Origin of the sequence: Pseudomonas sp. W4I3 (genome assembly GCF_030816195.1) — a bacterium.
GTDB lineage: Bacteria > Pseudomonadota > Gammaproteobacteria > Pseudomonadales > Pseudomonadaceae > Aquipseudomonas.
This window is the reverse complement of record NZ_JAUSXS010000001.1, coordinates 1,170,357-1,195,066: the sequence shown is the minus strand read 5'-3', so window position 1 is coordinate 1,195,066 and position 24,710 is coordinate 1,170,357. Positions and strand designations below refer to the sequence as shown.

Below are 24,710 nucleotides of genomic sequence, written 5' to 3'. Positions count from 1 at the left end.
GCTCAGTCTTGTGTAGTTTTACTACTCGTATATACATTCGAAAGGCTGAAATGGCCGACGATTTGTAGTAAAACTACAGGACGCCGAAGCAACCTTCGGCCATCCAAGAATTTATGTCGTCTGCCCACAAGGCCAGTCGCAAACTTCAGGCAACCGATTCTGGTAGCCTTTCCGCCCTGGAGCAAGCCATGCAAGACCTCGATCCCGTCGAAACCCAGGAATGGCTGGACGCCCTGGAATCGGTTCTCGACAAAGAAGGCGAAGACCGTGCTCACTACCTGATGACCCGTATGGGCGAACTCGCGACCCGCAGCGGCTCGCAGTTGCCTTACGCCATCACCACGCCATACCGCAACACCATCCCCGTTACCCACGAAGCACGCATGCCTGGCGACCTGTTCATGGAACGCCGCATTCGCTCGCTGGTACGCTGGAACGCCATGGCGATGGTAATGCGCACGAACTTGAAAGATTCGGACCTGGGCGGTCACATCTCCAGCTTCGCTTCCAGCGCAACCCTGTATGACATCGGCTTCAACTACTTCTTCCAGGCCCCGACCGACGAACACGGCGGCGACCTGATTTACTTCCAGGGTCACACCTCGCCAGGCGTCTACGCCCGCGCGTTCATGGAAGGTCGCATCACCGAAGACCAGATGAACAACTTCCGCCAGGAAGTGGACGGTGGCGGCTTGTCGTCCTATCCGCACCCTTGGCTGATGCCTGACTTCTGGCAGTTCCCGACCGTTTCCATGGGTCTGGGCCCGATCCAGGCGATCTACCAGGCACGCTTCATGAAGTACCTGGAAGCCCGTGGCTTCATCCCTGAAGGCAAGCAGAAAGTCTGGTGTTTCCTGGGCGACGGCGAGTGCGACGAGCCGGAATCCCTGGGCGCCATCTCCCTGGCCGGCCGCGAGAAGCTGGACAACCTGATCTTCGTCATCAACTGCAACCTGCAGCGCCTCGACGGCCCGGTTCGCGGCAACGGCAAGATCATCCAGGAACTCGAAGGCGTGTTCCGCGGTGCCCACTGGAATGTGACCAAAGTCATCTGGGGCCGTTTCTGGGACCCACTGCTGGCCAAGGACGTCGACGGTATCCTGCAACGTCGCATGGACGAAGTCATCGACGGCGAGTACCAGAACTACAAGGCCAAAGACGGCGCGTTCGTGCGTGAACATTTCTTCAACACGCCTGAACTCAAGGCGATGGTTGCCGACCTGTCCGACGACGAGATCTGGAAGCTCAACCGTGGCGGCCACGACCCGTACAAGGTCTACGCGGCGTACCACGAAGCGGTCAACCACAAGGAACAGCCTACCGTCATCCTGGCCAAGACCATCAAGGGTTATGGCACCGGTGCCGGCGAAGCGAAGAACACCGCGCACAACACCAAGAAAGTCGATGTCGACAGCCTGAAGTTGTTCCGCGACCGCTTCGACATCCCGGTCAAGGACGAAGAGCTGGAAAACCTGCCGTTCTTCAAGCCGGAGCCAAACAGCGCCGAAGCCCGTTACCTGGCCGAGCGCCGTTCCGCACTGGGCGGTTTCGTACCCCAGCGCCGCGCCAACAGCTTCAGCGTCCCGACGCCGGACCTGAGCACCCTCAAGGCTATCCTTGACGGCTCGGGCGACCGTGAAATTTCCACCACCATGGCCTTCGTGCGGATCCTCGCGCAGCTGGTCAAGGACAAGGACATCGGCCCACGCATCGTCCCGATCATCCCGGACGAAGCCCGTACCTTCGGTATGGAAGGCATGTTCCGTCAGTTGGGCATCTACTCCTCCGTCGGTCAGCTCTACGAGCCAGTCGATAAAGACCAGGTGATGTTCTACAAGGAAGACAAGAAGGGCCAGATCCTCGAAGAAGGCATCAACGAAGCGGGCGCCATGAGCTCCTTCATCGCTGCCGGTACTTCGTACTCCAGCCACAACCAGCCGATGCTGCCGTTCTACATCTTCTACTCGATGTTCGGCTTCCAACGCATTGGCGACCTGGCTTGGGCAGCAGGCGACAGCCGTACCCGTGGTTTCCTGATCGGCGGTACCGCCGGCCGTACCACGCTCAACGGCGAAGGCCTGCAACACGAAGACGGTCACAGCCACATCCTGGCTGCCACCATCCCTAACTGCCGCACCTTCGATCCAACCTACGGCTATGAGCTGGCGGTGATCATCCAGGACGGCATGAAGAAGATGACCGAAGAGCAGCAGGACGTCTTCTACTACATCACCGTGATGAACGAGTCCTACCAGCAGCCAGCCATGCCGGCCGGCGTGGAAGAAGGCATCATCAAGGGCATGTACCTGCTCGAAGAAGACACCAAGGAAGCAGCGCACCACGTACAACTGATGGGCTCCGGCACCATCCTGCGCGAAGTGCGTGAAGCGGCGAAGATCCTGCGTGACGAATTCAACGTGGGCGCCGACGTGTGGAGCGTTACCAGCTTCAACGAACTGCGTCGCGACGGCCTGGCCGTGGAGCGCAGCAACCGTCTGCACCCTGGCCAGAAGCCAGCCAAGAGCTACGTCGAAGAGTGCCTGGCCGGCCGTAAAGGTCCAGTCATCGCCTCTACCGACTACATGAAACTGTTTGCTGAACAAATTCGCCAGTGGGTCCCGTCCAAGGAATTCAAAGTCCTGGGCACCGACGGTTTCGGCCGCAGTGACAGCCGCAAGAAGCTGCGTCACTTCTTCGAAGTCGACCGTCACTTCGTGGTGTTGGCAGCCCTGGAAGCCTTGGCTGACCGTGGTGAGATCGAACCCAAGGTGGTGGCTGACGCCATCGTCAAGTTCGGGATCAACCCGGAAAAACGCAACCCACTGGACTGCTGAGGAGATTTTTTGTGAGCGAACTCATTCGCGTACCTGACATCGGCAGCGGTGAAGGTGAAGTAATCGAGCTGTTTGTGAAGGTCGGCGACACCGTCGAAGCCGACCAGAGCATCCTGACCCTGGAGTCGGACAAGGCGAGCATGGAAATCCCTGCTCCCAAGGCCGGCGTGGTCAAAAGCCTGAAAGTGAAGCTGGGCGACCGCCTGAAAGAAGGCGACGAACTGCTGGAGCTGGAAATCGAAGGTGCTGCCGATGCAGCCCCTGCGGCTGCCGCTCCGGCCGCCGCTGCGCCTGCGCCTGCTGCTGAAAAGCCTGCCGCTGCTGCCGAGGCTGCTCCAGCCCCGGCCGCCGCACCTGCCGCCGCCACCGTCCAGGACATCCACGTTCCGGACATCGGCTCGTCGGGCAAGGCCAAGATTATCGAGTTGCTGGTCAAGGTGGGCGACACCGTCGAAGCCGACCAGTCGCTGATCACACTGGAGTCCGACAAGGCCTCCATGGAAATCCCATCGCCGGCTGCCGGCGTGGTGGAAAGCATTGCGGTCAAGCTGGAAGACGAAGTCGGCACTGGCGATTTCATTCTCAAGCTGAAAGTACAGGGCGCTGCGCCTGCTGCTCCAGCACCTGCCGCCGCTCCGGCTGCGGCTAAGGCTGAAGCGGCACCGGCCGCTGCTGCTGCACCAGCTCCTGCTGCAAAAGCCGAGGCTGCACCGGCTCCAGCCGCTGCCGCGCCTGCGCCAAGCGGTGCCAAGGTGCATGCCGGCCCTGCCGTGCGTCAGCTGGCCCGTGAATTCGGCGTCGAACTGAGCGCCGTCTCGGCCAGTGGTCCCCACGGCCGCGTGCTGAAAGAAGACGTGCAGGCTTACGTCAAAGCCATGATGCAGAAGGCCAAGGAAGCGCCAGCTGCTGGCGGCGCTACCGGCGGCTCGGGCATTCCGCCGATCCGCACTGTGGATTTCAGCCGTTTCGGCGAAATCGAAGAAGTGCCGATGACCCGCCTGATGCAGATCGGCGCGGCAGGTCTGCACGCGAGCTGGCTGAACATCCCGCACGTGACTCAGTTCGACCAGGCCGATATCACCGACCTGGAAGCGTTCCGCGTTGCACAGAAAGCCGTGGCCGAGAAAGCCGGTGTGAAACTGACCGTGCTGCCCCTGCTGCTCAAGGCCTGTGCGCACCTGCTCAAGGAACTGCCGGACTTCAACAGCTCGCTGGCGCCAAGCGGCAAAGCGATCATTCGCAAGAAATACGTGAACATCGGCTTTGCCGTCGACACGCCTGACGGCCTGCTGGTACCGGTCATCAAGAACGTCGACCAGAAGAGCCTGCTGCAACTGGCCGCCGAGGCTGCTGCGCTGGCCGCCAAGGCCCGCGACAAGAAGCTCACCCCGGACGACATGCAGGGCGCGTGCTTCACCATCTCCAGCCTTGGGCACATTGGCGGCACTGGCTTCACGCCAATCGTCAACGCGCCGGAAGTGGCGATCCTGGGCGTGTCCAAGGCAACTATCCAACCGGTCTGGGACGGTAAGGCGTTCCAGCCGAAGCTGATGCTGCCACTGTCGCTGTCCTACGATCACCGCGTGATCAACGGCGCCGCGGCGGCACGCTTCACCCAGCGCCTGAGCCAGCTGCTGAACGACATCCGCACCATCCTGCTGTAAGCCGCAGCGGCCTCCCCTTACCGGGAGGCCCTTGCCGTATCGATTTCCGAGTGCCACGCTCGTACCTCAACCCCGCCACTTGGCGGGGCTTTTTTTGCGCTGACCTTTGTAGGAGCGAGCTTGCTCGCGAAAAACTCCGGGGCACTGCGTTTATCCAGAAGACCTGCGTTATCGTTGACGATCTTCGCGAGCAAGCTCGCTCCTACAGAAATCCCCCGCGCGGCCGATAACAACGTTATAGCACTTAGCCTTCATCCTCTCTTGTCAGTGCGTGCCGCATGATGCAACCTTGCCGCAGGTAACCGTAAAGAGGGCGTGAGCCCGGCGCCGTGCGCATTTTCCCAAGCGAGTCTCCCCCATGAAAAGCCAACCCGATGTTGCCCGAATGGCGACCGAGGTAGTGACGCAGTTACCGGTGCCTTCGCGCCTCGGTATGCTGCGTTTCGAGCGGCTTAATGAGGCAAGTTGGGCACTGCTCTACCTCGACCCCAATTGCGAGCGTCAATTCGGCCTGCCGGCGGTCGAACTCTGCGCCCTGATCGGCACGCCATACGCCAGCCTGATGGAGCCCCAGGCGCGCTATCAACTGCACGACGCGATCCAGCAGCAACTGGCCCACAGCCCCCACTATCTAGTGCGTTACACCCTGCACACCAACGATGGCCCGCTGAGCCTCCTGGAAATGGGCGAGGCCTACAAACAACACAACCGTCATTTGCTGCGCGGCTACCTGATGGCGGTCGATGGCCTGTTCAGCGAAATTCCCGCCACGGTGCCGACCGCCGATCTGGAAAACCAGAACAGCCGCCTGCAAATCGCCCTGGAACTCAACCAGCGCGCACAGCAGGAACAGCTGCAGCACCTGGAGCGGGTACGCGCCCAGCAGGAGCTGATTCTGCTGCTGGCCCGTCAACGCTACACCACGCCCAACTCACTGCAGGAAGCCGCTGAACTGATCACCCGCAGCGCCTGCGATATCTATCAGATCGACTGCGCCAGTATCTGGAACCTGGAAGGTCAGCGCCTGGTGCCGATTTCGGCCTATCACCGCGCCGACCAACAGCACCATTTGCCTGAAGCGATCGACGCCGGTTGCTTCCCCGATTACCTTGAGGCCTTGCACAGCAGCCGCGCGATCGATGCCACCAATGCCATGCGCGACCCGCGCACCCGGGAGATGGCCGAAAGCCTACTCGCCAAGGACGTTCACGCCATGCTCGACGCGAGCATCCGGGTGGATGGCCAGGTCGTCGGCGTGCTGTGCCTTGAACAAAGCGGCAGTGCGCGTGCCTGGCAATCCGATGAAATCGCCTTTGCCGGCGAGCTGGCAGACCAGTTCGCCCAAGTGATCAACAACCACAACCGACGCACCGCCACCAGCGCCCTGCACCTGTTCCAGCGTGCGGTGGAACAGAGCGCCAACGCCTTTCTGCTGGTCAATTGCGATGGTGTGGTGGAGTACGTCAACCCCAGCTTTACCGCGATTACCCAATACAGCGCCGAAGAGGTGCACGGCCACCGCCTGGCGCAATTGCCGGCCCTGGAGAACCTCAGCGAGTTGCTGTTCGATGCGCCGTCGAGCCTGGCCAAGAGCAACAGCTGGCAAGGTGAGTTCAAAAGCCGGCGCAAAAACCTGGAACCCTACTGGGGCCAGCTGTCGATTTCCAAGGTGTATGGCGACAACCGTGAGTTGACCCACTACATCGGCATTTACGAAGACATCACCCAGACCAAGCTGGCGCAACAGCGCATCGAACGCCTGGCCTACACCGACAACCTGACCAACCTGGGCAACCGTCCGGCCTTCATCCGCAACCTCGACGAGCGCTTTGCCCGCGACAGCGACAGCCCGATCAGCCTGCTGCTGGTGGACATAGACAACTTCAAGCGGATCAACGACAGCCTCGGCCACCAGACCGGTGACAAGCTGCTGATCAGCCTGGCCCGTCGTCTGCGCAACAGTTTGAGCAGCGGCGGCAGCCTGGCGCGCTTTGCCAGTAACGAGTTTGCGGTGCTGCTGGACGATACCGACCTGGAGACCGGCCAGCAGGTGGCCAGCCAGTTGCTTGCCACCCTCGACAAGCCGATGTTCGTCGACAACCAATTGATCAGCGTGACCGGCTCCGTGGGCCTGGCCTGCGCGCCGCTGCACGGGCGCGACCCGCAAACCCTGATGCGCAACGCCGGGCTGGCCTTGCACAAGGCCAAGGCCAACGGCAAACACCAGGTGCAGGTGTTTACCGAAGCCCTGAATGCCGAGGCGAGCTATAAGCTGTTTGTGGAAAACAACCTGCGCCGCGCCCTCACCCAGAACGAGCTGGACGTGTTCTACCAGCCCAAGCTGTGCCTGCGCAGTGGCCGTCTGCTGGGCATGGAAGCGCTGCTGCGCTGGAACCACCCGGAAAAGGGCATGATCCGCCCCGATCAGTTCATCAGCGTGGCCGAAGAAACCGGCTTGATCATCCCCATCGGCAAATGGATCGCACGCCAGGCCTGCCGCATGAGCCGGCAGTTGACGGCGGCGGGCCTGGGCAATCTGCAGGTGGCGATCAACCTCTCGCCCAAGCAGTTTTCCGACCCGGACCTGGTGGCCTCGATTGCCACCATCCTCAAGGAAGAACAACTGCCGGCCAATCTGCTGGAGCTGGAGCTGACCGAAGGCCTGCTGCTGGAGGCCACCGAAGACACGCGCCTGCAGCTGGACCAATTGAAAAGTTTTGGCCTGACCCTGGCCATGGACGACTTCGGCACCGGTTATTCGTCGCTGAGCTACTTGAAAAAATTCCCCATCGACATCATTAAGATTGATCGCAGCTTTATCCACGAAATCCCGGACAACCAGGACGACATGGAAATCACCTCGGCGGTTATTGCCATGGCGCACAACCTCAAGCTCAAGGTGGTGGCCGAGGGCATCGAGACCGCCGAGCAATTGGCGTTCCTGCGCCGGCATCGTTGCGACGTGGGCCAGGGCTACCTGTTCGACCGGCCAATCCCTGGCGCAGAGCTGCTGGAGAAGCTTAAACGCTACCCACGCGGGCCAATCGCCTGACAGCGCTGTAACACTCGGGCACACTGGCTGTCTGACAATTTACTGCTACTCAAACCTGACGAGAGGACTGATCATGGTCTTGCGCTCGGAAATTCTGGTGAACAAAAACGTGCTGCCTACTCAAGAACAAGCTCTGCCTGGCCGTGAAACCCCAATGGCCCTGCCGGAAACGCACTTCGTCAACGGCAACCCGCTGCTGGGCCCGTTCACCGACGACGTCGGCTTCGCGATCTTCGGTCTCGGCTGCTTCTGGGGTGCGGAACGCAAGTTCTGGCAGCGCGACGGGGTGGTCAGCACCGTGGTGGGCTACGCCGGCGGCTTCACGCCGAACCCGACCTACGAAGAAGTCTGCTCAGGCCTGACCGGCCACAGCGAAGTGGTGCTGGTGGTGTATGACCAGGCCAAAGTGAAATACGAAGACCTGTTGAAAATGTTCTGGGAACTGCACAACCCGACCCAGGGTATGCGCCAGGGTAACGATATCGGTAGCCAATACCGCTCGGTCATCTACACCACTACGCCGGAGCAACTGGCGGCGGCCAAAACCAGTGCCCAGGCGTATCAGCAAGAGCTGACGAAGGCCGGCCTGGGTGAGATCACCACCGAAATCGAAGAGGCGCCAACGGTGTACTTCGCCGAGGCGTATCACCAACAATACCTGGCAAAAAACCCGCAGGGTTACTGCGGCATCGGCGGCACTGGCGTGACCTGCCCGATCTGACGGGCGACACCGCTCAAAAATGTGGGAGGGGGCTTGCTCCCGATGGCGGTGTATCAGTGACAGATGTACTGACTGACACTCCGCTATCGGGGGCAAGCCCCCTCCCACATTGGGTCCTGTGTTTGGCTTGAGATGAGTTACTCCGCGATCAGCCAATCCATCTGCCACCCACCCTGGGTCTGGCCAAGCTGCTTGGACAACCACGGCAGCAATTCACGCAACTCTTCTTCCAGGCCCCACGGCGGGTTGGCAATCGCCAGGCCCGAACCGGTCAGGGTGTTGGGCGTATCCAATGGGTGCACCAGCAATTCCACGCGCAACAGTTTCGGCGCACCGGTGCCGGCCAGGTCCTGGTAGAAGCGGCGCAACATGCGCTGGTCTTTCACCGGATACCAGATCGCCGCGACCGTCTGGCGCATGCGGCTGACGGCCTCCTTGAGGGACGCCGCGCAACGCTGCATTTCGTCGAGTTTTTCAAACGGCGGATCGATCAGCATCAGCGCGCGTTTTTCCGGCACCGGCAACAGGGCGCGTGGTACATGCCAGCCTTCGCCAAGGTGCACCTTGACCCGGCGATCACCCTTCATGTTGTCCTTGAGCAACACGCCGTCTTCCGGGTGCTTTTCGTTGAGCAATACACGGTCCTGGGGACGCGTGAGGCGCCGCGCCAGTTCCGGCGAGCCTGGGTAGTAGCGTAACTGGCCATCCGGATTCATCTCGTGCAGCACGCGCATGTAATCGGCAGTGAGCGGCGGCAGGTCGTTTGCGCCCCATAGGCGGGCGATGCCTTCCAGGTATTCACCGGTGCGATTGGCCTGGTCGCCCTGCAGGTCGTACAGGCCGATGCCGGCGTGGGTGTCGAGGTAGGCGAACGGCTGCTCCTTGCGCGACATCAGGGCGATGAGGCGGGTCAAGGTCAGGTGTTTGAAGACATCGGCGTGGTTGCCGGCGTGAAAGGCGTGACGATAATTCATGGTTGCTCCTGCGCAGGGGGCGAAGTTTACCTTCTACCGGCGCAAAGGTGCAGGGCCGCATGGCGGGTGGTGATGGTGTTCAGCTCAACTGCGCGGCGAGGTAATCGACCAGCGCCGCATGGCTGATCCCCGGCCTGCGCGCGAGCCAGGTGAGTTTGTGCCGCAAGGTGGCCGGTGTGAAGGCGGCATACAGGTCCGGGCGCTGCTCTTGCAGCCATTGCAGCAGGTTGTCGACCAGTACCTGCGGCGACTGCTCAGCCAGGTGCCTGAGCAACGGTTCAGGCACTCGCCACCAGGGCCAGGCTTTCGCGGGTGTCACCGGGGCAGTCGTCACTGTCAGCGGCCGGCCATTGATCAAATAACGCCCAAACACCGGCAACACCGCCCCTGCCTCATCGCCCAAGTGCTGCCACATCGGCTGAAACTGAGCGCCATCCCAGAAGCGTAAAAACACCGCCTGGTCATTGGGCATGAAAACCTGGGTCAGGCTTTGCAGGTGGGCAATCACCGTTTCCAAAGGGCTGGAGGATACTGCCAGCCAACCCCAATCCTCGGCGTGCACAGTGGCGACCCAATCGAGAAAGGCGCTGCCCGGCTCGACGACGCCCACGTAAGGCATCACCTCAGCCCAAGCCGCGTAGGCCGTACCGGCCCAAATCGCCCGCGGCGCCGGCCCCGCCGTCATGGTTTGCCAGGCGGCGAGTGGCTTGGCGTCGCTGGCAGTGCCCAGCACAGCAAAGAGCCGTTCACCGGCAAGCAGCGGAAACTGCGCCAGCCAGGTGCCGGGGTCCATGGACGTCTGCATCAGTTAACACTCCCTGCATGCTCGGCAATATCGCACTGCCCATTTCGGCAGCGTTCGCACTCTTCACAAAAAGGCGCGCTGCGTTTCAGGCTCGCTATCTGCACAGCGCTCAGAGGAAGCGGGACGGCCGCCAGTGCCGCCTCCTTCAAACCCGGCTTCAATGGCGCCGTCGCAACGGCTGGCGCCCCGCCAAGCTGGATCGGCACGCTGCTGAAAATGCCGCCCGCCGAGAGCGTGATCGACTGCCCTCCCGCCTGAATCGTAACGCTGGCTCCCGCGTCGATGACGATGCTTTGCCCGGCCGCCAGTTGAAGGGTACGACCAGCACGCAGATGCTGCGAACCGCCGACCACCAGGTGGTCATCCTGCTTGAGTTCAGTCATGCGGTTGCCATGGGTGATGCGCTGCTCTTCGCCCAGCAACTCATGGTGCGACTCGCCGCCCACCTTTACCCGGCGCTGGTGATCGACCTGCACATGCTGGTCATGCAACACGTGCTGGGTCCAGTCGCGCTGGGCACGCAGGTAGATTTCCTCGGCGCCCTTGCGGTCCTCGATGCGCAGTTCGTTGTGGCCCCCGCCACCGGGGCTGCTCTGGCTGCGAAAAATACTGAGGGTCTTGTCCGCCGGCAGGTCGAGAGGCGAACGATTTGCCGCGTTGGGCAGGCAACCCATGACCAGCGGCATGTCCATGTCGCCATCGACGAAGCCCACCAGCACTTCCATGCCGACCCGCGGGATCAGTACCGCCCCATAACGGTCATGGGCCCAGCCGCTCGCCACGCGCAACCAACAGCTGGAATGATCGTTGTGCTCACCGTCGCGATCCCAGGCCATCTGCACTTTGACACGGCCGTATTCGTCGCAATGGATTTCACTGTCCACAGGCCCGGTGACCACCGCGTTCTGGTAGCCGGCGAGGTGCGGCCGGGGCATGACCAGAGGCGTTCGAAACGGCACATCCCAAGGCGTCACCACAAAATCGTTGCTATAGCCCGCCGGCAAATCATCCCCATAAACGTCAGGCGCAGACTCCTCCAGCACTTGCGGCTGCCGCCCCGTATGGTGCAACTGGGTCACCAGCCACAGGTCATTCCAATCCTGACGCGGGTGGCCAGCCATCTTCAGAAATTGCCCGGTGACCAGTGCCGGCTGATCGCTGATACCGCTGGCCTGGCGAAAATCGCTGCGATGGCGCTCCAACACGCGCTGCGCCAGGTACTTGCCGTGTGCGCGATCGGTAAAGTTTCCAGGATAGCGCTGCTCGTCCAAGGGCAGGCGTTGCCCGCTGGAAGCTGTGCTTTCCAATACCAGGCTGGGCTTTTTGAAGTCGTAGGCCCGCAGGTTGACACCGGCGGTACGGGTTTCCAGCCGCAGGATAAAGCGCTTGATCGCAGGCGCTTCAGCCACCATGCCGGAGCCGGCCAGGTAGGGTGTGACCTGGTCCGGTTGGCCAAACACACTCTGGTCATCGCCAAACACCAACAGGTGACGCTCGGGACTGTGCTGAAAGTGATAGTGGATGCCCGATTCAACGCACAAGCGCTGGATGAACTGCAGATCGGTTTCGTCGAACTGAACACAGTACTCGCGCTCGGGATAGTCGCTGCTGAGGCGAAACACGAAGGTATCACCCTGAATATCCTGAGCCTCCAACACTCGTGCAATGATCTGCGGCACCGTCTTGTTCTGGAAGATCCGTTGGTGCGTGCTGTGCTCCAGATAGGCCAATTGGGGCACAAGGGTGATCTGGTAACGGGTCAGCCGCTTACCCGAATCGCCTTGCGCGACCCGGTACACCCGGCCATGAATACCGTGGCCCTGAGTATCGAACCCCAAGAACGCCTGACGGTGCAGTAGGCTGTCCAGGTCCAGATCGGGCTGCTCGCTGACCAACTCAAGGTCAAAGCGAAAGGGCAGACTGATAAATTCATCGCCCATGAACCCTTGAACCTTCAGATCACAAGGTTCCCCATCCAGGGTCAGGTTAAAGGCACTTTCATTGGCAGGAGCGAACATCCGGTGTTTCTCTGCGAAGGGTGGACGAGCGATTCTGCATCAGCCGTTTGCCGATTCGAGCGCTGCGCCGGCAAATCAGTAAGGTCCTACGTCGGCAGTGCCGAAATCCTCAGAACTCCAGGGGGCTGATCCTCTCCATAAAAAAAGGCCCAGCATCCTTAGGACGTGGGCCTTCTTTTCATGTACCGGGCGATCAACGCCCAGCGCTGTTACTTATTGAGGTTGTAGTCTTTTTCCGCCGCATCAAAGCGCTCGACCATACCAGCCGTCGGCGCGCCCATCTTGCTGACGAAGTAGATCGCCAGGCTGGCGAAGATGAAGCCTGGGATGATTTCGTACAGGCCCAGCAACTCGAAGTGTTTCCACACGATCACAGTGATCGCGCCAACCAGGATGCCGGCCAGTGCGCCGTTGCGGGTCATGTTTTTCCAGATCACCGAAATCAGCACCACCGGACCGAAAGCGGCACCGAAACCGGCCCAGGCGTAGCTGACCAGGCCCAGTACGCGGTTTTCCGGGTTGGCGGCCATGGCGATGGCGATCAACGCCACCAGCAGCACCATCAGGCGACCGACCCACACCAGCTCAAGCTGGGAGGCGCCCTTGCGCAGGAAAGCCTTGTAGAAGTCTTCGGTCAGGGCGCTGGAGCACACCAGCAATTGGCAGCTCAGGGTGCTCATGACGGCCGCCAGAATGGCCGACAGCAATACGCCGGCAACCCATGGGTTGAACAGGATCTTGGCCAGTTCGATAAACACACGCTCAGGGTTTTCAGTCACTGGGCCTGCCACTTCCGGGTGTGCCGAGAAGTAAGCGATGCCGAAGAAGCCCACTGCCACGGTGCCGCCCAGGCACAGGATCATCCAGGTCATGGAGATGCGACGCGCCTTGGCAATCGATTTCACCGAATCCGCTGCCATGAAGCGCGCGAGGATGTGCGGCTGGCCGAAGTAACCCAGGCCCCAGCCCATCAGCGAGATAACGCCGATAAAGGTGGTGTTTTTCAGCATGTCGAAGCTGGTCGGATCCTTGGCTTCGATGGCCAGGAAGGTGGTGTCAACGCCACCGGTGGCCAGCAATACGATGATCGGCGTCAGGATCAACGCGAAGATCATCAGCGTGGCTTGTACGGTGTCGGTCCAGCTGACCGCCAGGAAACCGCCGATAAAGGTGTAGGCAATAGTCGCTGCGGCACCGGCCCACAGCGCGGTCTCGTAGGACATGCCGAAGGTGCTTTCGAACAGGCGGGCACCCGCCACGATGCCGGAGGCGCAGTAAATGGTGAAGAACACCAGGATCACCACCGCAGAAATGATCCGCAGCAGGCCGCTTTTATCTTCGAAGCGGCTGGAGAAGTAATCCGGCAGGGTCAGGGCGTCGCCGTTGTGTTCGGTCTGCACGCGCAGGCGGCCGGCCACGAACAGCCAATTGAGGTAGGCACCGACGATCAGGCCGATGGCAATCCAGCTTTCCGACAAGCCAGACATGTAGATGGCGCCCGGCAGGCCCATCAGCAACCAGCCGCTCATATCGGAAGCACCGGCGGACAAAGCCGTCACCACGCTACCGAGGCTGCGACCGCCCAGGATGTAATCGGAAAGATTGTTGGTGGAGCGATAAGCCATCAGGCCGATCAGCACCATTGCTGCGATGTAGATCACGAACGTGATCAGGGTAGGATTGCTAACGCTCATAGGAGTGACGCCCTGGCTTTGTTTTTATGTGGCGACGGTCTGTCACCCCGCTACCCGTTGATACCGGATAAACGAGGCGGCGTGCCGCGCATTTATGACTAGCGTTTCCCCAGGAAAGCCGCCAGCCGATGAACGCACCCGTGAGGGTGGTTGCACCTTGATGCGCGAATGCTATTCAACAAAGCAAATAAGGTGCAACCAGTTTCTTGCGAATAAGTTGCACCCACGTGATTTTCAACAAAAACGCCGAGTTTTTGCTCCTTTTCGGAGCAAGAGCAGGCCATCTCAGAAGTAAATGCACCAGCGTGAAGCCGATTCCAGGCAAGGCCGGTTTTTTTCCGATCAACCGTCGAAAATTTCCTGAACAAAAGGGTTGCACCCGGTTGCACCTCTTCATGGGCAAAGCTAATCTTGCCGCCAGCAGATGCCACTCGGTAGTGGCACCCATGAGGATAAGAAAATGGCTACGACCACCCTTGGGGTCAAACTCGACGACCCAACCCGCGAGCGTCTGAAGGCCGCCGCGTCCTCCATTGATCGCACGCCGCACTGGCTGATCAAACAGGCAATTTTCAATTACCTGGAGAAACTCGAGGGTGGTGCAACCCTTTCCGAGCTCAATGGTTCGGGCAGCAAAGACGCCGATGATGCGGGCGAAGTCCAAAATGACCACGCTCATCAGTGCTTCCTAGAGTTCGCCGAGAGCATCCTGCCGCAATCGGTACTGCGCGCCGCGATCACCGCCGCTTACCGTCGCCCTGAGCCGGAAGTGGTGCCGATGTTGATCGAGCAGGCTCGCCTGCCGGCGGCCATGGCCGAAGCCACCAACAAGCTGGCCGCCACGATTGCCGAAAAACTGCGCAACCAGAAGAGCGCCGGCGGCCGTGCCGGCATCGTTCAGGGCCTGCTGCAGGAATTTTCCCTGTCGTCCCAGGAAGGCGTAGCGCTGATGTGCCTGGCCGAAGCGCTGCTGCGCATCCCGGACAAAGGCACCCGCGACGCGCTGATTCGCGACAAGATCAGCACCGGTAACTGGCAGCCGCACCTGGGCAACAGCCCGTCGCTGTTCGTCAACGCGGCCACTTGGGGCCTGCTGCTGACCGGCAAACTGGTTGCCACCCATAACGAAGCAGGTTTGACCTCGTCCCTGAGCCGCATCATCGGCAAAAGCGGCGAGCCGATGATCCGCAAGGGCGTCGACATGGCCATGCGCCTGATGGGCGAGCAGTTCGTCACCGGCGAAACCATTGCCGAAGCGCTGGCCAACGCGAGCAAGTTCGAAGCCAAGGGTTTCCGCTATTCCTACGACATGCTCGGCGAAGCCGCACTGACCGAACACGATGCCCAGAAGTACCTGGCCTCGTACGAACAAGCCATTCACTCCATCGGCAAAGCCTCCCACGGCCGTGGTATCTATGAAGGCCCAGGCATTTCCATCAAGCTTTCCGCCCTGCACCCGCGCTACAGCCGCGCCCAGTACGAGCGTGTGATGGACGAGCTGTACCCGCGCCTGTTGTCGCTGACCCTGCTGGCCAAGCAATACGACATCGGCCTGAACATCGACGCCGAAGAAGCCGACCGCCTCGAATTGTCCCTGGACCTGCTCGAGCGCCTGTGCTTCGAGCCGCAACTGACCGGCTGGAACGGTATCGGTTTCGTGATCCAGGCCTACCAGAAGCGTTGCCCTTATGTGATCGACTACGTGATCGACCTGGCACGCCGCAGCCGCCACCGCCTGATGATCCGCCTGGTAAAAGGCGCGTACTGGGACAGCGAAATCAAGCGCGCCCAAGTCGAAGGCCTGGAAGGCTACCCGGTGTACACCCGCAAGGTGTACACCGACGTTTCCTACATCGCCTGCGCACGCAAACTGTTGTCGGTACCGGAAGTCATCTATCCGCAGTTCGCCACGCACAACGCCCATACGCTGTCGGCCATTTATCACATCGCCGGTCAGAACTATTACCCTGGCCAGTACGAGTTCCAATGCCTGCACGGCATGGGTGAACCGCTGTACGAACAAGTGGTGGGCAAGGTTTCCGAAGGCAAGTTGAACCGCCCGTGCCGCGTGTACGCACCGGTCGGCACGCACGAAACCCTGCTGGCGTACCTGGTGCGTCGCCTGTTGGAAAACGGTGCGAACACCTCGTTCGTCAACCGCATTGCCGACCAATCCATCTCGATTCAGGAGCTGGTGGCCGATCCGGTGGCGAGCATCGAGCAGATGGCCACGGTGGAAGGCGGCTTCGGCCTGCCGCACCCGCGTATCCCGCTGCCGCGTGACGTGTATGGCAGCGACCGCGCCAACTCGGCCGGTATCGACCTGGCCAACGAGCATCGCCTGGCGTCGTTGTCCTGCGCCCTGCTTGCCACCGCGCACAACAACTGGAAAGCCGCGCCGATGCTCGGTTGCGCCTCCAGCGAACAACCGGCTGCCGCGGTGCTGAACCCGTCCGACCTGCGCGATGTGGTCGGTCACGTTCAGGAAGCCACCGTCGAAGACGTCGACAATGCCATCCAGTGCGCCATCAGCGCCGGCCCGATCTGGCAGGCCACCCCACCTGCAGAACGCGCCGCGATCCTGGAACGCGCCGCTGACCTGATGGAAGGTGAAATCCAGCCACTGATGGGCCTGCTGGCCCGTGAAGCCGGCAAGACCTTCGCCAACGCCATCGCTGAAGTACGCGAAGCCGTGGATTTCCTGCGCTACTACGCGGTGCAGGCGCGCAACGACTTCACCAACGACGCCCACCGCCCATTGGGCCCGGTGGTGTGCATCAGCCCATGGAACTTCCCGCTGGCGATCTTCAGCGGCCAGGTTGCTGCGGCACTGGCCGCCGGTAACCCGGTACTGGCCAAGCCTGCCGAACAAACCCCGCTGGTCGCCGCCCAGGCGGTACGCATCCTGCTCGAAGCCGGTATCCCACAAGGCGTGCTGCAATTGCTGCCGGGCCAGGGCGAAAGCGTCGGGGCCCGCCTGGTCGGTGATGAGCGCGTCAAAGGCGTGATGTTCACCGGCTCTACCGAGGTTGCCCGTTTGCTGCAACGCAATGTCGCCGGCCGCCTGGATGCCCAGGGCCGTCCGATTCCGCTGATCGCCGAAACCGGCGGCCAGAACGCGATGATCGTGGATTCCTCGGCGCTCACCGAACAAGTGGTCATCGACGTGGTGTCGTCGGCCTTCGACAGCGCCGGCCAGCGCTGCTCGGCCCTGCGCGTACTGTGCCTACAGGAAGATTCGGCAGACCGCGTGATCGAAATGCTCAAGGGCGCCATGGCGGAATGCCGCCTGGGCAACCCGGAGCGCCTGTCGGTGGACATCGGCCCGGTGATCGACGCCGAAGCCAAGGCGGGCATCGAGAAACACATCCAGGCCATGCGCGACAAAGGCCGCAACGTTTACCAAGTGGCGATTGCCGACGGCGAAGAGATCAAGCGTGGCACCTTCGTGATGCCTACCCTGATCGAGCTGGAAAGCTTCGACGAGCTGCAACGCGAAATCTTCGGTCCGGTGCTGCACGTGGTGCGTTACAAGCGCAAAGAGATCGACCAGCTCATCGGCCAGATCAATGCGTCCGGCTACGGCCTGACATTGGGCGTGCACACCCGCATCGACGAGACCATCGCCAAGGTGATCGACAACGTCAATGCCGGTAACGTCTACGTCAACCGTAACATCGTGGGTGCCGTGGTCGGCGTGCAGCCGTTCGGCGGCGAAGGCCTGTCGGGTACTGGCCCGAAAGCCGGTGGCCCGCTGTACCTGTACCGCCTGTTGTCGACTCGTCCTACCGATGCGATCGAGCAATCCTTCGTACGTGGCGACGCATTGACGGCACCGGACCTGCGCCTGCGCGACGCCATGAGCCAACCGCTGACCGCCCTGAAAACCTGGGCCGACAGCCAAAAGTTCAGCGAACTGAGCGCCCTGTGCACGCAATTCGCCGCACAGTCGCAAAGCGGTATCACCCGCCAACTGGCCGGCCCGACCGGCGAGCGCAACAGCTACGCGATCCTGCCGCGTGAACACGTACTGTGCCTGGCGGAAGTCGAAGGTGACCTGCTGACCCAACTGGCCGCGGTATTGGCAGTAGGCGGTTCAGCGGTATGGCCGGAAACCGAGCTGACCAAGGCCTTGTTCCCACGCCTGCCGAAGGATATTCAGGCGAAGATCAAGCGTGTGGCCGACTGGACCAAGGACGAGGTGGTGTTCGACGCGGTCTTGCACCACGGCGACTCCGACCAACTGCGCGCGGTGTGCAAGCAAGTGGCGCAGCGCGGCGGTGCGATTGTTGGGGTGCATGGTTTGTCCCAGGGTGAGACATCCATTGCCTTGGAACGGTTGGTGATCGAGCGTGCGTTGAGCGTCAACACCGCTGCGGCCGGCGGTAATGCGAGCCTGATGACCATCGGCTAACAAACGCAGTTCAACCATGTGGGAGGGGGCTTGCCCCCGATAGCGGTGGGCCAGTCAACTTATCTTTGACTGACACACTGCTATCGGGAGCAAGCCCCCTCCCACATTTGATCGCATTTCAATTTCCCCTTCTTGTGTTCTGGCCCTCCATCACCCAGATCAATCTTGCTATCCACCCTCCATTCGCGCACTTAGACTCAGGCCAATTCCTTCAAAGGTAAGCCGCCATGTCCGAGACGCTGCTCAGTTCCCGCAATCTGGCTTTCGAGCTGTACGAAGTCCTCGATGCCGAGGGCCTGACCCAGCGCGAGCGGTTTGCCGAGCACAACCGCGAGACCTTCGATGCCGCCATCGGTACAGCGCGCAGCATCGCGGAAAAATACTTCGCGCCCCACAACCGCAAGAACGATGAAAACGAACCGCGTTATGAAGACGGCCGAGCGATCCTGATTCCGGAAGTCAAACCGGCCGTGGACGCCTTCCTTGAAGCCGGCTTTCTCAACGCCGCCCGCAGTTTTGAAGCGGGAGGCATGCAACTGCCGACCCTGCTGTCCCAGGCGTGCTTCGCGCATTTCCAGGCGGCCAACGCCGCGTCGACGTCCTATCCGTTTCTGACCATGGGCGCCGCCAACCTGATTGAAAGCTTCGGCACCGAAGAGCAGAAGCAACGCTTCCTGCAACCGATGATCGAAGGCCGCTTCTTCGGCACCATGGCCTTGACCGAGCCCCACGCCGGCTCGTCCCTGTCGGATATTCGTACCCGGGCCGAGCCTGCGGCTGACGGCACCTATCGCCTGAAGGGCAACAAGATCTTCATCTCCGGCGGCGACCACCCGTTGTCAGAGAACATCGTGCACATGGTGCTGGCCAAGCTGCCCGATGCGCCGGCCGGGGTGAAGGGCATTTCGCTGTTTATCGTGCCCAAATTCCTGGTCAACGATGACGGCAGCCTGGGTGAGCGCAACGACGTGCTGCTGGCCGGGCTGTTTCACAAGATGGGCTGGCGCGGCACGACCTCCACAGCGCTCAACTTTGGCGATAACAGCCACTGTGTCGGCTATCTGGTGGGCAAACCGCACCAAGGCCTGAGCTGCATGTTCCAGATGATGAACGAAGCCCGGATTGGCGTCGGCATGGGCGCGGTGATGCTTGGCTACGCGGGTTACCTCTATTCGCTGGAGTACGCCCGCGAACGTCCACAAGGCCGCCTGCCGGACAGCAAGGATCCGAGCACCGCGCCGGTGTCGATCATTCAGCACGCCGACATCAAGCGCATGTTGCTCACGCAAAAAGCCTACGTGGAAGGCGCCTTCGACCTTGGCCTGTACGCTGCGCGCCTGTTCGACGACACCACCACATTGCCCAGCGAAACCGAACGCAAACAGGCCCATGAATTGCTGGACCTGCTCACCCCTATCGTCAAATCCTGGCCGTCGGAGTTCTGCCTCAAGGCCAACGAACTGGCGATCCAGATTCTCGGCGGGCATGGCTATACCCGCGAGTACCCGGTGGAGCAGTATTACCGCGATAACCGCCTGAATCCGATCCACGAAGGCACCCATGGCATCCAGTCCCTGGATCTGCTTGGGCGCAAGCTGGCGCAGAACGGCGGTGCCGGGCTCAAGCAGTTGATTCGACTGATCGCAGAGACAGGCGCTCGAGCCCAGCACTACCCCTCGCTCACTGCATTAAGGCAACCGCTGGAGCAATTGGTTGATCGCCTGCAAGGCGTCACCCTCGGCCTGCTGGGCGATCTTGCCCAGGGCAAAGTCAACAGCAGCCTGGCGAACTCGGCGCTGTACCTGAAAGTGTTCGGGCATACGGTGATTGGCTGGCGTTGGCTGGAACAGGCGATTCGCGCCGAAGAAGGGCTGGCCCAGGGCAATGCGGCCGACGTGGCCTTCTATAAAGGCAAGCTCCAGGCCGCCCGGTACTTCCTGACCTGGGAAGTACCAAGCTGCCATCATGAACTGGCGATTCTGGAGGCACGCGACGATACGTGCCTGGGGATGCAGGAGGCGTGGTTCTAAGGCTGGATCGCCTTGGAAATCACCTCGACCGTGGCGCTGACTTGCTCTTGGTAACGGTCGAGTTCCTGTTGGTGGGCCTGCTGCATTTCGATCTGCTCGGCGCACAGGTTCAGCGCGGCCAATACCAATAGTTTGTCACCGATGAGGGTCGGGTACTTTTTCTTGGTAGTCGCCAGGGAGGCCTTGAGCATGGTCACGGCGTGCATCAGGGTCTGGTCTTCCCCGGCCGGCGCCTTGATCGAGTAATCCTCTCCGAGAATCGAAACGACCTTTATCCCTTCACTCATGCGCTGACAGGGCCTGCGCTCACACGCTCAACCAGTGCCTGAATGCGCGCAGCGGTGGCGCCATGCTTTTCTTCCTGTTCCATCAGGTTCAGTTGCAGGCTGTCGTTTTCGTCCTTGGCCTGGGCCAGTTGCGCCTTGAGGGATTCGTTGCTGCCCAGCAGGTCTTGATTGTGTTGTACCAGGTCGCTGACCAGTTGTTCCAGTTGGCTGAGGGATGCTTCTAACATTTTGATTTCTCTGGCTTTTAAAAGGGCGGTGACGATAAAGAAAATTCACCTCGGATGCCAGGGTTATCCCCCGGCGCGCAGCCCGATTCTTATGGGCCGGGCCGCACTTTCGAGCCTTAGTGACTGCAATTACCCGATCTGGTTCCTGAATCCGTGCAACCCCTGGTCAGGTGCGACAAAAGCGCGCGCACCCTTAAGACTTTAGTCGCAGGGCCGATACGCGATGCACACCCCGTCTCATGGCCGCACGGATCGCGCTTCTCCCAGGATTCCAGCATGTCTCTTCGTAATATGAATATCGCACCGAGGGCCTTCCTCGGCTTCGCGTTTATCGGCGCCTTGATGTTGTTTCTCGGCGTGTTCGCCCTGAACCAGATGAGCAAGATCCGCGGCGCCACCGAAGACATCACCTTGTCCAGCGTGCCCAGCATCCGCGCCCTCGACGAATTTACCCAACTCACCTTGCGCCTGCGCGTGCTGTCCTACCGCCTGCTGACCAACCGCGAGCCAGAGGTACAGCAAAAAACCCTCGAAGCGTTCGACGTGCGCAACCAGCAGATCCGTACTGCTCAAGGCATCTACGAGAAGCTGATCGAGAGCAGCGAAGAACGCGCGGCCTACAATGAATACGTGCAGCTGCTGGCTCAATACCACCAGATCGAAGAGCGCATGAAGAGCCTGTCACGGGCCAATCAGGTCGACGAGTTACGCGGCCTGCTCAACACCGAGCTGTTGAACAACTCCGAGCAGGTCAATGCGGTGCTCAACCGCCTACTGGAAATCAACAACACCATGGCCCTGGCCACCAACCAACAGGCCAAAGACCAGTACAACCTGGCCTTTAACATGGTCGTGGGCCTGCTGGTGATTGCTACCGCGCTGACCCTGCTGTTCGCCTGGCTGCTGACCCGCAGCATCACCGGGCCGATTTCCCAGGCGCTGGAAGCCGCCGAAGAGGTGGCCGAAGGTAACCTCACCCGCCCAATCAAGGTTGACGGCAACGACGAAGCCGGCCGCCTGCTCGCCGCCATGGCCAAGATGCAGGACAAACTGCGCGATACCCTGCAGCGCATCGCCGGCTCCGCCACGCAACTGGCATCGGCCGCCGAAGAGCTCAACGCCGTGACCGACGAAAGCGCCCGCGGCCTGACCCAGCAGAACAACGAAATCGAACAAGCCGCCACCGCCGTCAACGAGATGACCAGCGCGGTCGAGGAAGTCGCACGCAATGCCGTGAGCACCTCCGAAGCTTCGCGCAACGCCACCACCTCCGCCGGTGACGGCCGTGACCTGGTGCAGGAAACCGTCAGCGCCATCGAGCGCATGAGCGGCGACGTGCAAGCCACAGCCACCCTGATTGGTGAGTTGGCCAATGAATCGCGCGATATCGGCAAAGTGCTGGACGTGATCCGAGGCCTGGCCGACCAGACCAACCTGCTGGCCCTTAACGCGGCCATCGAAGCGGCGCGGGCCGGTGAGGCCGGACGTGGCTTTGCGGTGGTGGCCGACGAAGTGCGGGCGTTGGCCCATCGCACCCAGCAATCCACCAGCGAGATCGAGCGCATGATCGGCAGCATCCAGGCCGGCACCGAGCATGCGGTGGATTCGATGCGCAACAGCACCGAGCGCGCCGAATCGACGTTGAACATCGCCAAGGGCGCAGGGATGTCGCTGGACACCATCAATACGGCGATCATCGAGATCAACGAGCGCAACCTGGTGATCGCCAGCGCGGCGGAAGAACAGGCGCAGGTGGCGCGTGAAGTGGACCGTAACCTGGTGAATATCCGTGATCTGTCGGTGCAATCGGCCACAGGCGCCAGCCAGACCAGCGCGGCGAGCAGCGAGCTGTCGCGCCTGGCGGTGGACCTCAACGGAATGGTGGGCCGCTTCCGGCTCTAAAAAATATGGGAGGGAGCTTGCCCTAATGCCAGTCAGGCTTTTTTTGTAGGAGCGAGCTTGCTCGCGAAGAACTCAGGCCCCCCGCGTTTATTCAGAATGAACGCGCTGCCTGGGCGCTTTTCGCGAGCAAGCTCGCTCCTACAATGAACATCGTTCGCTTAACTGACTGGCAAGCCCCCTCCCACATTTGTTCTGCGCACATCAGAAAAAGCTTTTTGACAGGGCAGCAATTCAACAGGTTAGAATCGCTGGCACGCAGACTGCATGGTCAGTTTGCGCCCTGCTTATCCTGCTCTGGAGTACTGCCTTTGAATGCGACGACCATCAACAGCCTGTTCTTGATCGGCGCGTTGCTGGTGAGTGCGAGCATTCTGGTGAGTTCTCTTTCCTCGCGACTGGGCATTCCGATCCTGGTGATCATCCTGGCCGTGGGCATGATCGCCGGCGTCGATGGCGGCGGCATCATCTTCGATAACTACCCGACCGCCTATCTGGTGGGCAACCTGGCACTGGCGGTGATCCTGCTCGACGGCGGTTTGCGCACGCGAGTGGCGAGTTTTCGCGTGGCACTCTGGCCGGCCTTGTCCCTGGCCACGGTGGGGGTGTTGATTACCACCGGCCTCACCGGCATGGCCGCGGCCTGGCTGTTTGACCTCAACATCGTCCAGGGCTTGCTGATCGGCGCCATCGTCGGCTCCACGGACGCCGCGGCGGTGTTCTCGCTGCTGGGCGGCAAGGGCCTGAACGAACGGGTCAGCGCCAGCCTGGAAATCGAATCGGGCAGCAACGACCCGATGGCGGTGTTCCTCACCGTGACCTTGATCGACATGCTCGCCAGCGGTCAGACCGGCCTGCACTGGAGCCTGCTGACCCACCTGATCCGCGAATTCGGCATCGGCGGCCTGGTGGGCTTGGGCGGCGGCTGGTTGATGCTGCAAATGGTCAACCGCATCAACCTGGCCAACGGCTTGTACCCGATCCTGGTGATCGCCGGCGGCCTGTTCGTGTTCGCGCTGACCAACGCCTTGCACGGCAGCGGCTTTCTCGCCGTGTATCTGTGCGGGCTGGTGATCGGCAACCGGCCGGTGCGCAGCCGCCATGGCATCCTGCATATGCTCGACGGCATGGCCTGGCTGGCGCAGATCGGCATGTTCCTGGTGCTGGGCCTGTTGGTCACGCCCCATGATTTGCTGCCTATTGCCCTGCCGGCATTGGGCCTGGCGCTGTGGATGATCCTGTTTGCGCGGCCGCTGTCGGTGATGATTGGCCTGCTGCCCTTTAAAGCGTTCCACGGCCGCGAAAAAACCTTTATCGCCTGGGTCGGCCTGCGCGGCGCGGTGCCGATCATCCTCGCGGTGTTCCCGCTGATGGCCGGCCTGCCCCATGCCCAGCTGTACTTCAACCTGGCGTTCTTTATCGTGCTGGTCTCGCTGCTGGTGCAGGGCACCAGCCTGCCGTGGGTGGCCAAGTTGCTCAAAGTCACGGTACCGCCGGACCCGGCGCCAATTTCCCGCGCCGCCCTGGAAGTGCACGTCACCAGCGAGTGGGAGCTGTTCGTCTATCGTCTGGGCGCGGAGAAATGGTGCATCGGCGCCGCCCTGCGCGAATTGAAAATGCCGGAAGGCACGCGGATCGCGGCGCTGTTCCGTGGCCAGCAACTGCTCCATCCGTCGGGTAGTACAGTGCTGGAAGTCGACGATCTGCTCTGCGTCATCGGCCATGAACACAACCTGCCGGCGCTCGGCAAACTGTTCAGCCAGGCACCGCAGCGCGGCCTCGACCTGCGCTTCTTCGGCGATTTCGTACTCGAAGGCGACGCCCAGCTGGGCGCGGTTTCGGCCTTGTACGGGCTCAAGCTCGAGGGTATCGACCCGGACATGCCGCTCAGCCGCTTCATCACCCAGAAAGTCGGCGGCGCGCCGGTGGTGGGCGACCAGGTGGAGTGGAACAACACCATCTGGACCGTCGCGGTCATGGACGGGAACAAGATTGGCAAAGTCGGCGTCAGATTCCCCGAAGGAAGTCGCCCGGGCCCCGGACTCTTCCTCTAAACTGCGGGGCGATAACGCCCCGATTCTTCATCCAGCT

Annotated in this window: 14 protein-coding genes and 1 pseudogene; 9 read left to right on the top strand and 6 right to left on the bottom strand. The window is 61.3% G+C overall.

The genetic code is table 11. From position 1 onward, the window contains the following. Positions 1 to 188 precede the first annotated feature (188 nt). The 4 genes from aceE to msrA all read left to right on the top strand — a co-directional run bounded on the left by aceE (position 189) and on the right by msrA (position 8,271). Positions 189 to 2,834 carry a pyruvate dehydrogenase (acetyl-transferring), homodimeric type gene (gene aceE, locus QF045_RS05280; RefSeq protein WP_124384811.1) on the top strand — a complete coding sequence of 882 codons (2,646 nt, stop codon included), beginning with the start codon at positions 189 to 191 and terminating at the stop codon, positions 2,832 to 2,834. Between the two features lie 11 nt (positions 2,835 to 2,845). Beyond that, positions 2,846 to 4,498 (top strand): dihydrolipoyllysine-residue acetyltransferase, encoded by a 1,653-nt coding sequence (aceF, locus tag QF045_RS05275; protein WP_306491333.1) that lies wholly within the window; start codon positions 2,846 to 2,848, stop codon positions 4,496 to 4,498. 358 nt (positions 4,499 to 4,856) lie between these two features. After that, positions 4,857 to 7,550, top strand: a complete 2,694-nt coding sequence (locus QF045_RS05270; protein ID WP_306491332.1) for a bifunctional diguanylate cyclase/phosphodiesterase — start codon at positions 4,857 to 4,859, stop codon at positions 7,548 to 7,550. A 73-nt stretch (positions 7,551 to 7,623) separates the two neighbouring features. After that, entirely contained in the window at positions 7,624 to 8,271 is a 648-nt protein-coding gene (gene msrA, locus QF045_RS05265) for a peptide-methionine (S)-S-oxide reductase MsrA (protein WP_306491331.1), read from the top strand. A gap of 137 nt (positions 8,272 to 8,408) precedes the next feature. Here the strand turns inward: msrA and QF045_RS05260 are convergent, their stop codons facing one another. The 4 genes from QF045_RS05260 to putP form a co-directional block, all read right to left on the bottom strand. Further along, positions 8,409 to 9,245, bottom strand: coding sequence for a 23S rRNA (adenine(2030)-N(6))-methyltransferase RlmJ (locus QF045_RS05260; RefSeq protein WP_243353223.1), 837 nt, complete (start codon positions 9,243 to 9,245; stop codon positions 8,409 to 8,411). Positions 9,246 to 9,324: 79 nt separating this feature from the next. Continuing rightward, positions 9,325 to 10,050 (bottom strand): DUF4123 domain-containing protein, encoded by a 726-nt coding sequence (locus QF045_RS05255; RefSeq protein ID WP_306491330.1) that lies wholly within the window; start codon positions 10,048 to 10,050, stop codon positions 9,325 to 9,327. Continuing rightward, entirely contained in the window at positions 10,050 to 12,068 is a 2,019-nt protein-coding gene (gene tssI / locus QF045_RS05250) for a type VI secretion system tip protein TssI/VgrG (protein ID WP_306491329.1), read from the bottom strand. Before tssI ends, QF045_RS05255 begins: the two co-directional genes overlap by 1 nt. Positions 12,069 to 12,277: 209 nt before the next feature. After that, on the bottom strand, positions 12,278 to 13,762 hold the full coding sequence (gene putP, locus QF045_RS05245; protein ID WP_306491328.1) for a sodium/proline symporter PutP: 1,485 nt from the start codon (positions 13,760 to 13,762) through the stop codon (positions 12,278 to 12,280). A gap of 460 nt (positions 13,763 to 14,222) precedes the next feature. Between putP and putA the strand changes: the two genes are divergently transcribed. Both putA and QF045_RS05235 read left to right on the top strand, forming a co-directional pair. After that, positions 14,223 to 18,176 (top strand): trifunctional transcriptional regulator/proline dehydrogenase/L-glutamate gamma-semialdehyde dehydrogenase, encoded by a 3,954-nt coding sequence (putA, locus tag QF045_RS05240; RefSeq protein WP_306491327.1) that lies wholly within the window; start codon positions 14,223 to 14,225, stop codon positions 18,174 to 18,176. Between the two features lie 227 nt (positions 18,177 to 18,403). Beyond that, positions 18,404 to 20,206 carry an acyl-CoA dehydrogenase gene (locus QF045_RS05235; protein WP_306491326.1) on the top strand — a complete coding sequence of 601 codons (1,803 nt, stop codon included), beginning with the start codon at positions 18,404 to 18,406 and terminating at the stop codon, positions 20,204 to 20,206. Here the strand turns inward: QF045_RS05235 and QF045_RS05230 are convergent. Beyond that, on the bottom strand, positions 20,203 to 20,493 hold the full coding sequence (locus QF045_RS05230) for a cell division protein ZapA (RefSeq protein ID WP_124384800.1): 291 nt from the start codon (positions 20,491 to 20,493) through the stop codon (positions 20,203 to 20,205). The genes QF045_RS05235 and QF045_RS05230 overlap by 4 nt on opposite strands. After that, positions 20,490 to 20,720, bottom strand: a complete 231-nt coding sequence (locus QF045_RS05225) for a hypothetical protein (RefSeq protein ID WP_306491325.1) — start codon at positions 20,718 to 20,720, stop codon at positions 20,490 to 20,492. Before QF045_RS05225 ends, QF045_RS05230 begins: the two co-directional genes overlap by 4 nt. A 276-nt stretch (positions 20,721 to 20,996) precedes the next feature. Between QF045_RS05225 and QF045_RS27685 the strand changes: the two are divergent. The 3 genes and pseudogenes from QF045_RS27685 to QF045_RS05215 all read left to right on the top strand — a co-directional run. After that, positions 20,997 to 21,767, top strand: a pseudogene (locus QF045_RS27685) (MCP four helix bundle domain-containing protein); the annotation flags it as partial. Beyond that, positions 21,750 to 22,622 (top strand): methyl-accepting chemotaxis protein, encoded by an 873-nt coding sequence (locus tag QF045_RS27680; RefSeq protein ID WP_373424472.1) that lies wholly within the window; start codon positions 21,750 to 21,752, stop codon positions 22,620 to 22,622. The pseudogene QF045_RS27685 and the gene QF045_RS27680, both read left to right, overlap by 18 nt. A 308-nt stretch (positions 22,623 to 22,930) precedes the next feature. Then, positions 22,931 to 24,673 carry a potassium/proton antiporter gene (locus tag QF045_RS05215; protein WP_306491323.1) on the top strand — a complete coding sequence of 581 codons (1,743 nt, stop codon included), beginning with the start codon at positions 22,931 to 22,933 and terminating at the stop codon, positions 24,671 to 24,673. Positions 24,674 to 24,710 lie beyond the last annotated feature (37 nt).

Bases quoted from the DNA above. Each gene is read 5' to 3' on its own strand.
- aceE (WP_124384811.1), top strand. From the start codon at position 189: ATGCAAGACCTCGATCCCGTCGAAACCCAGGAATGGCTGGACGCCCTG.
- QF045_RS05270 (WP_306491332.1), top strand. From the start codon at position 4,857: ATGAAAAGCCAACCCGATGTTGCCCGAATGGCGACCGAGGTAGTGACG.
- msrA (WP_306491331.1), top strand. From the start codon at position 7,624: ATGGTCTTGCGCTCGGAAATTCTGGTGAACAAAAACGTGCTGCCTACT.
- QF045_RS05260 (WP_243353223.1), bottom strand. From the start codon at position 9,245: ATGAATTATCGTCACGCCTTTCACGCCGGCAACCACGCCGATGTCTTC.
- QF045_RS05255 (WP_306491330.1), bottom strand. From the start codon at position 10,050: ATGCAGACGTCCATGGACCCCGGCACCTGGCTGGCGCAGTTTCCGCTG.
- tssI (WP_306491329.1), bottom strand. From the start codon at position 12,068: ATGTTCGCTCCTGCCAATGAAAGTGCCTTTAACCTGACCCTGGATGGG.
- putP (WP_306491328.1), bottom strand. From the start codon at position 13,762: ATGAGCGTTAGCAATCCTACCCTGATCACGTTCGTGATCTACATCGCA.
- putA (WP_306491327.1), top strand. From the start codon at position 14,223: ATGGCTACGACCACCCTTGGGGTCAAACTCGACGACCCAACCCGCGAG.
- QF045_RS05235 (WP_306491326.1), top strand. From the start codon at position 18,404: ATGTCCGAGACGCTGCTCAGTTCCCGCAATCTGGCTTTCGAGCTGTAC.
- QF045_RS05230 (WP_124384800.1), bottom strand. From the start codon at position 20,493: ATGAGTGAAGGGATAAAGGTCGTTTCGATTCTCGGAGAGGATTACTCG.
- QF045_RS05225 (WP_306491325.1), bottom strand. From the start codon at position 20,720: ATGTTAGAAGCATCCCTCAGCCAACTGGAACAACTGGTCAGCGACCTG.
- QF045_RS27680 (WP_373424472.1), top strand. From the start codon at position 21,750: ATGGCCAAGATGCAGGACAAACTGCGCGATACCCTGCAGCGCATCGCC.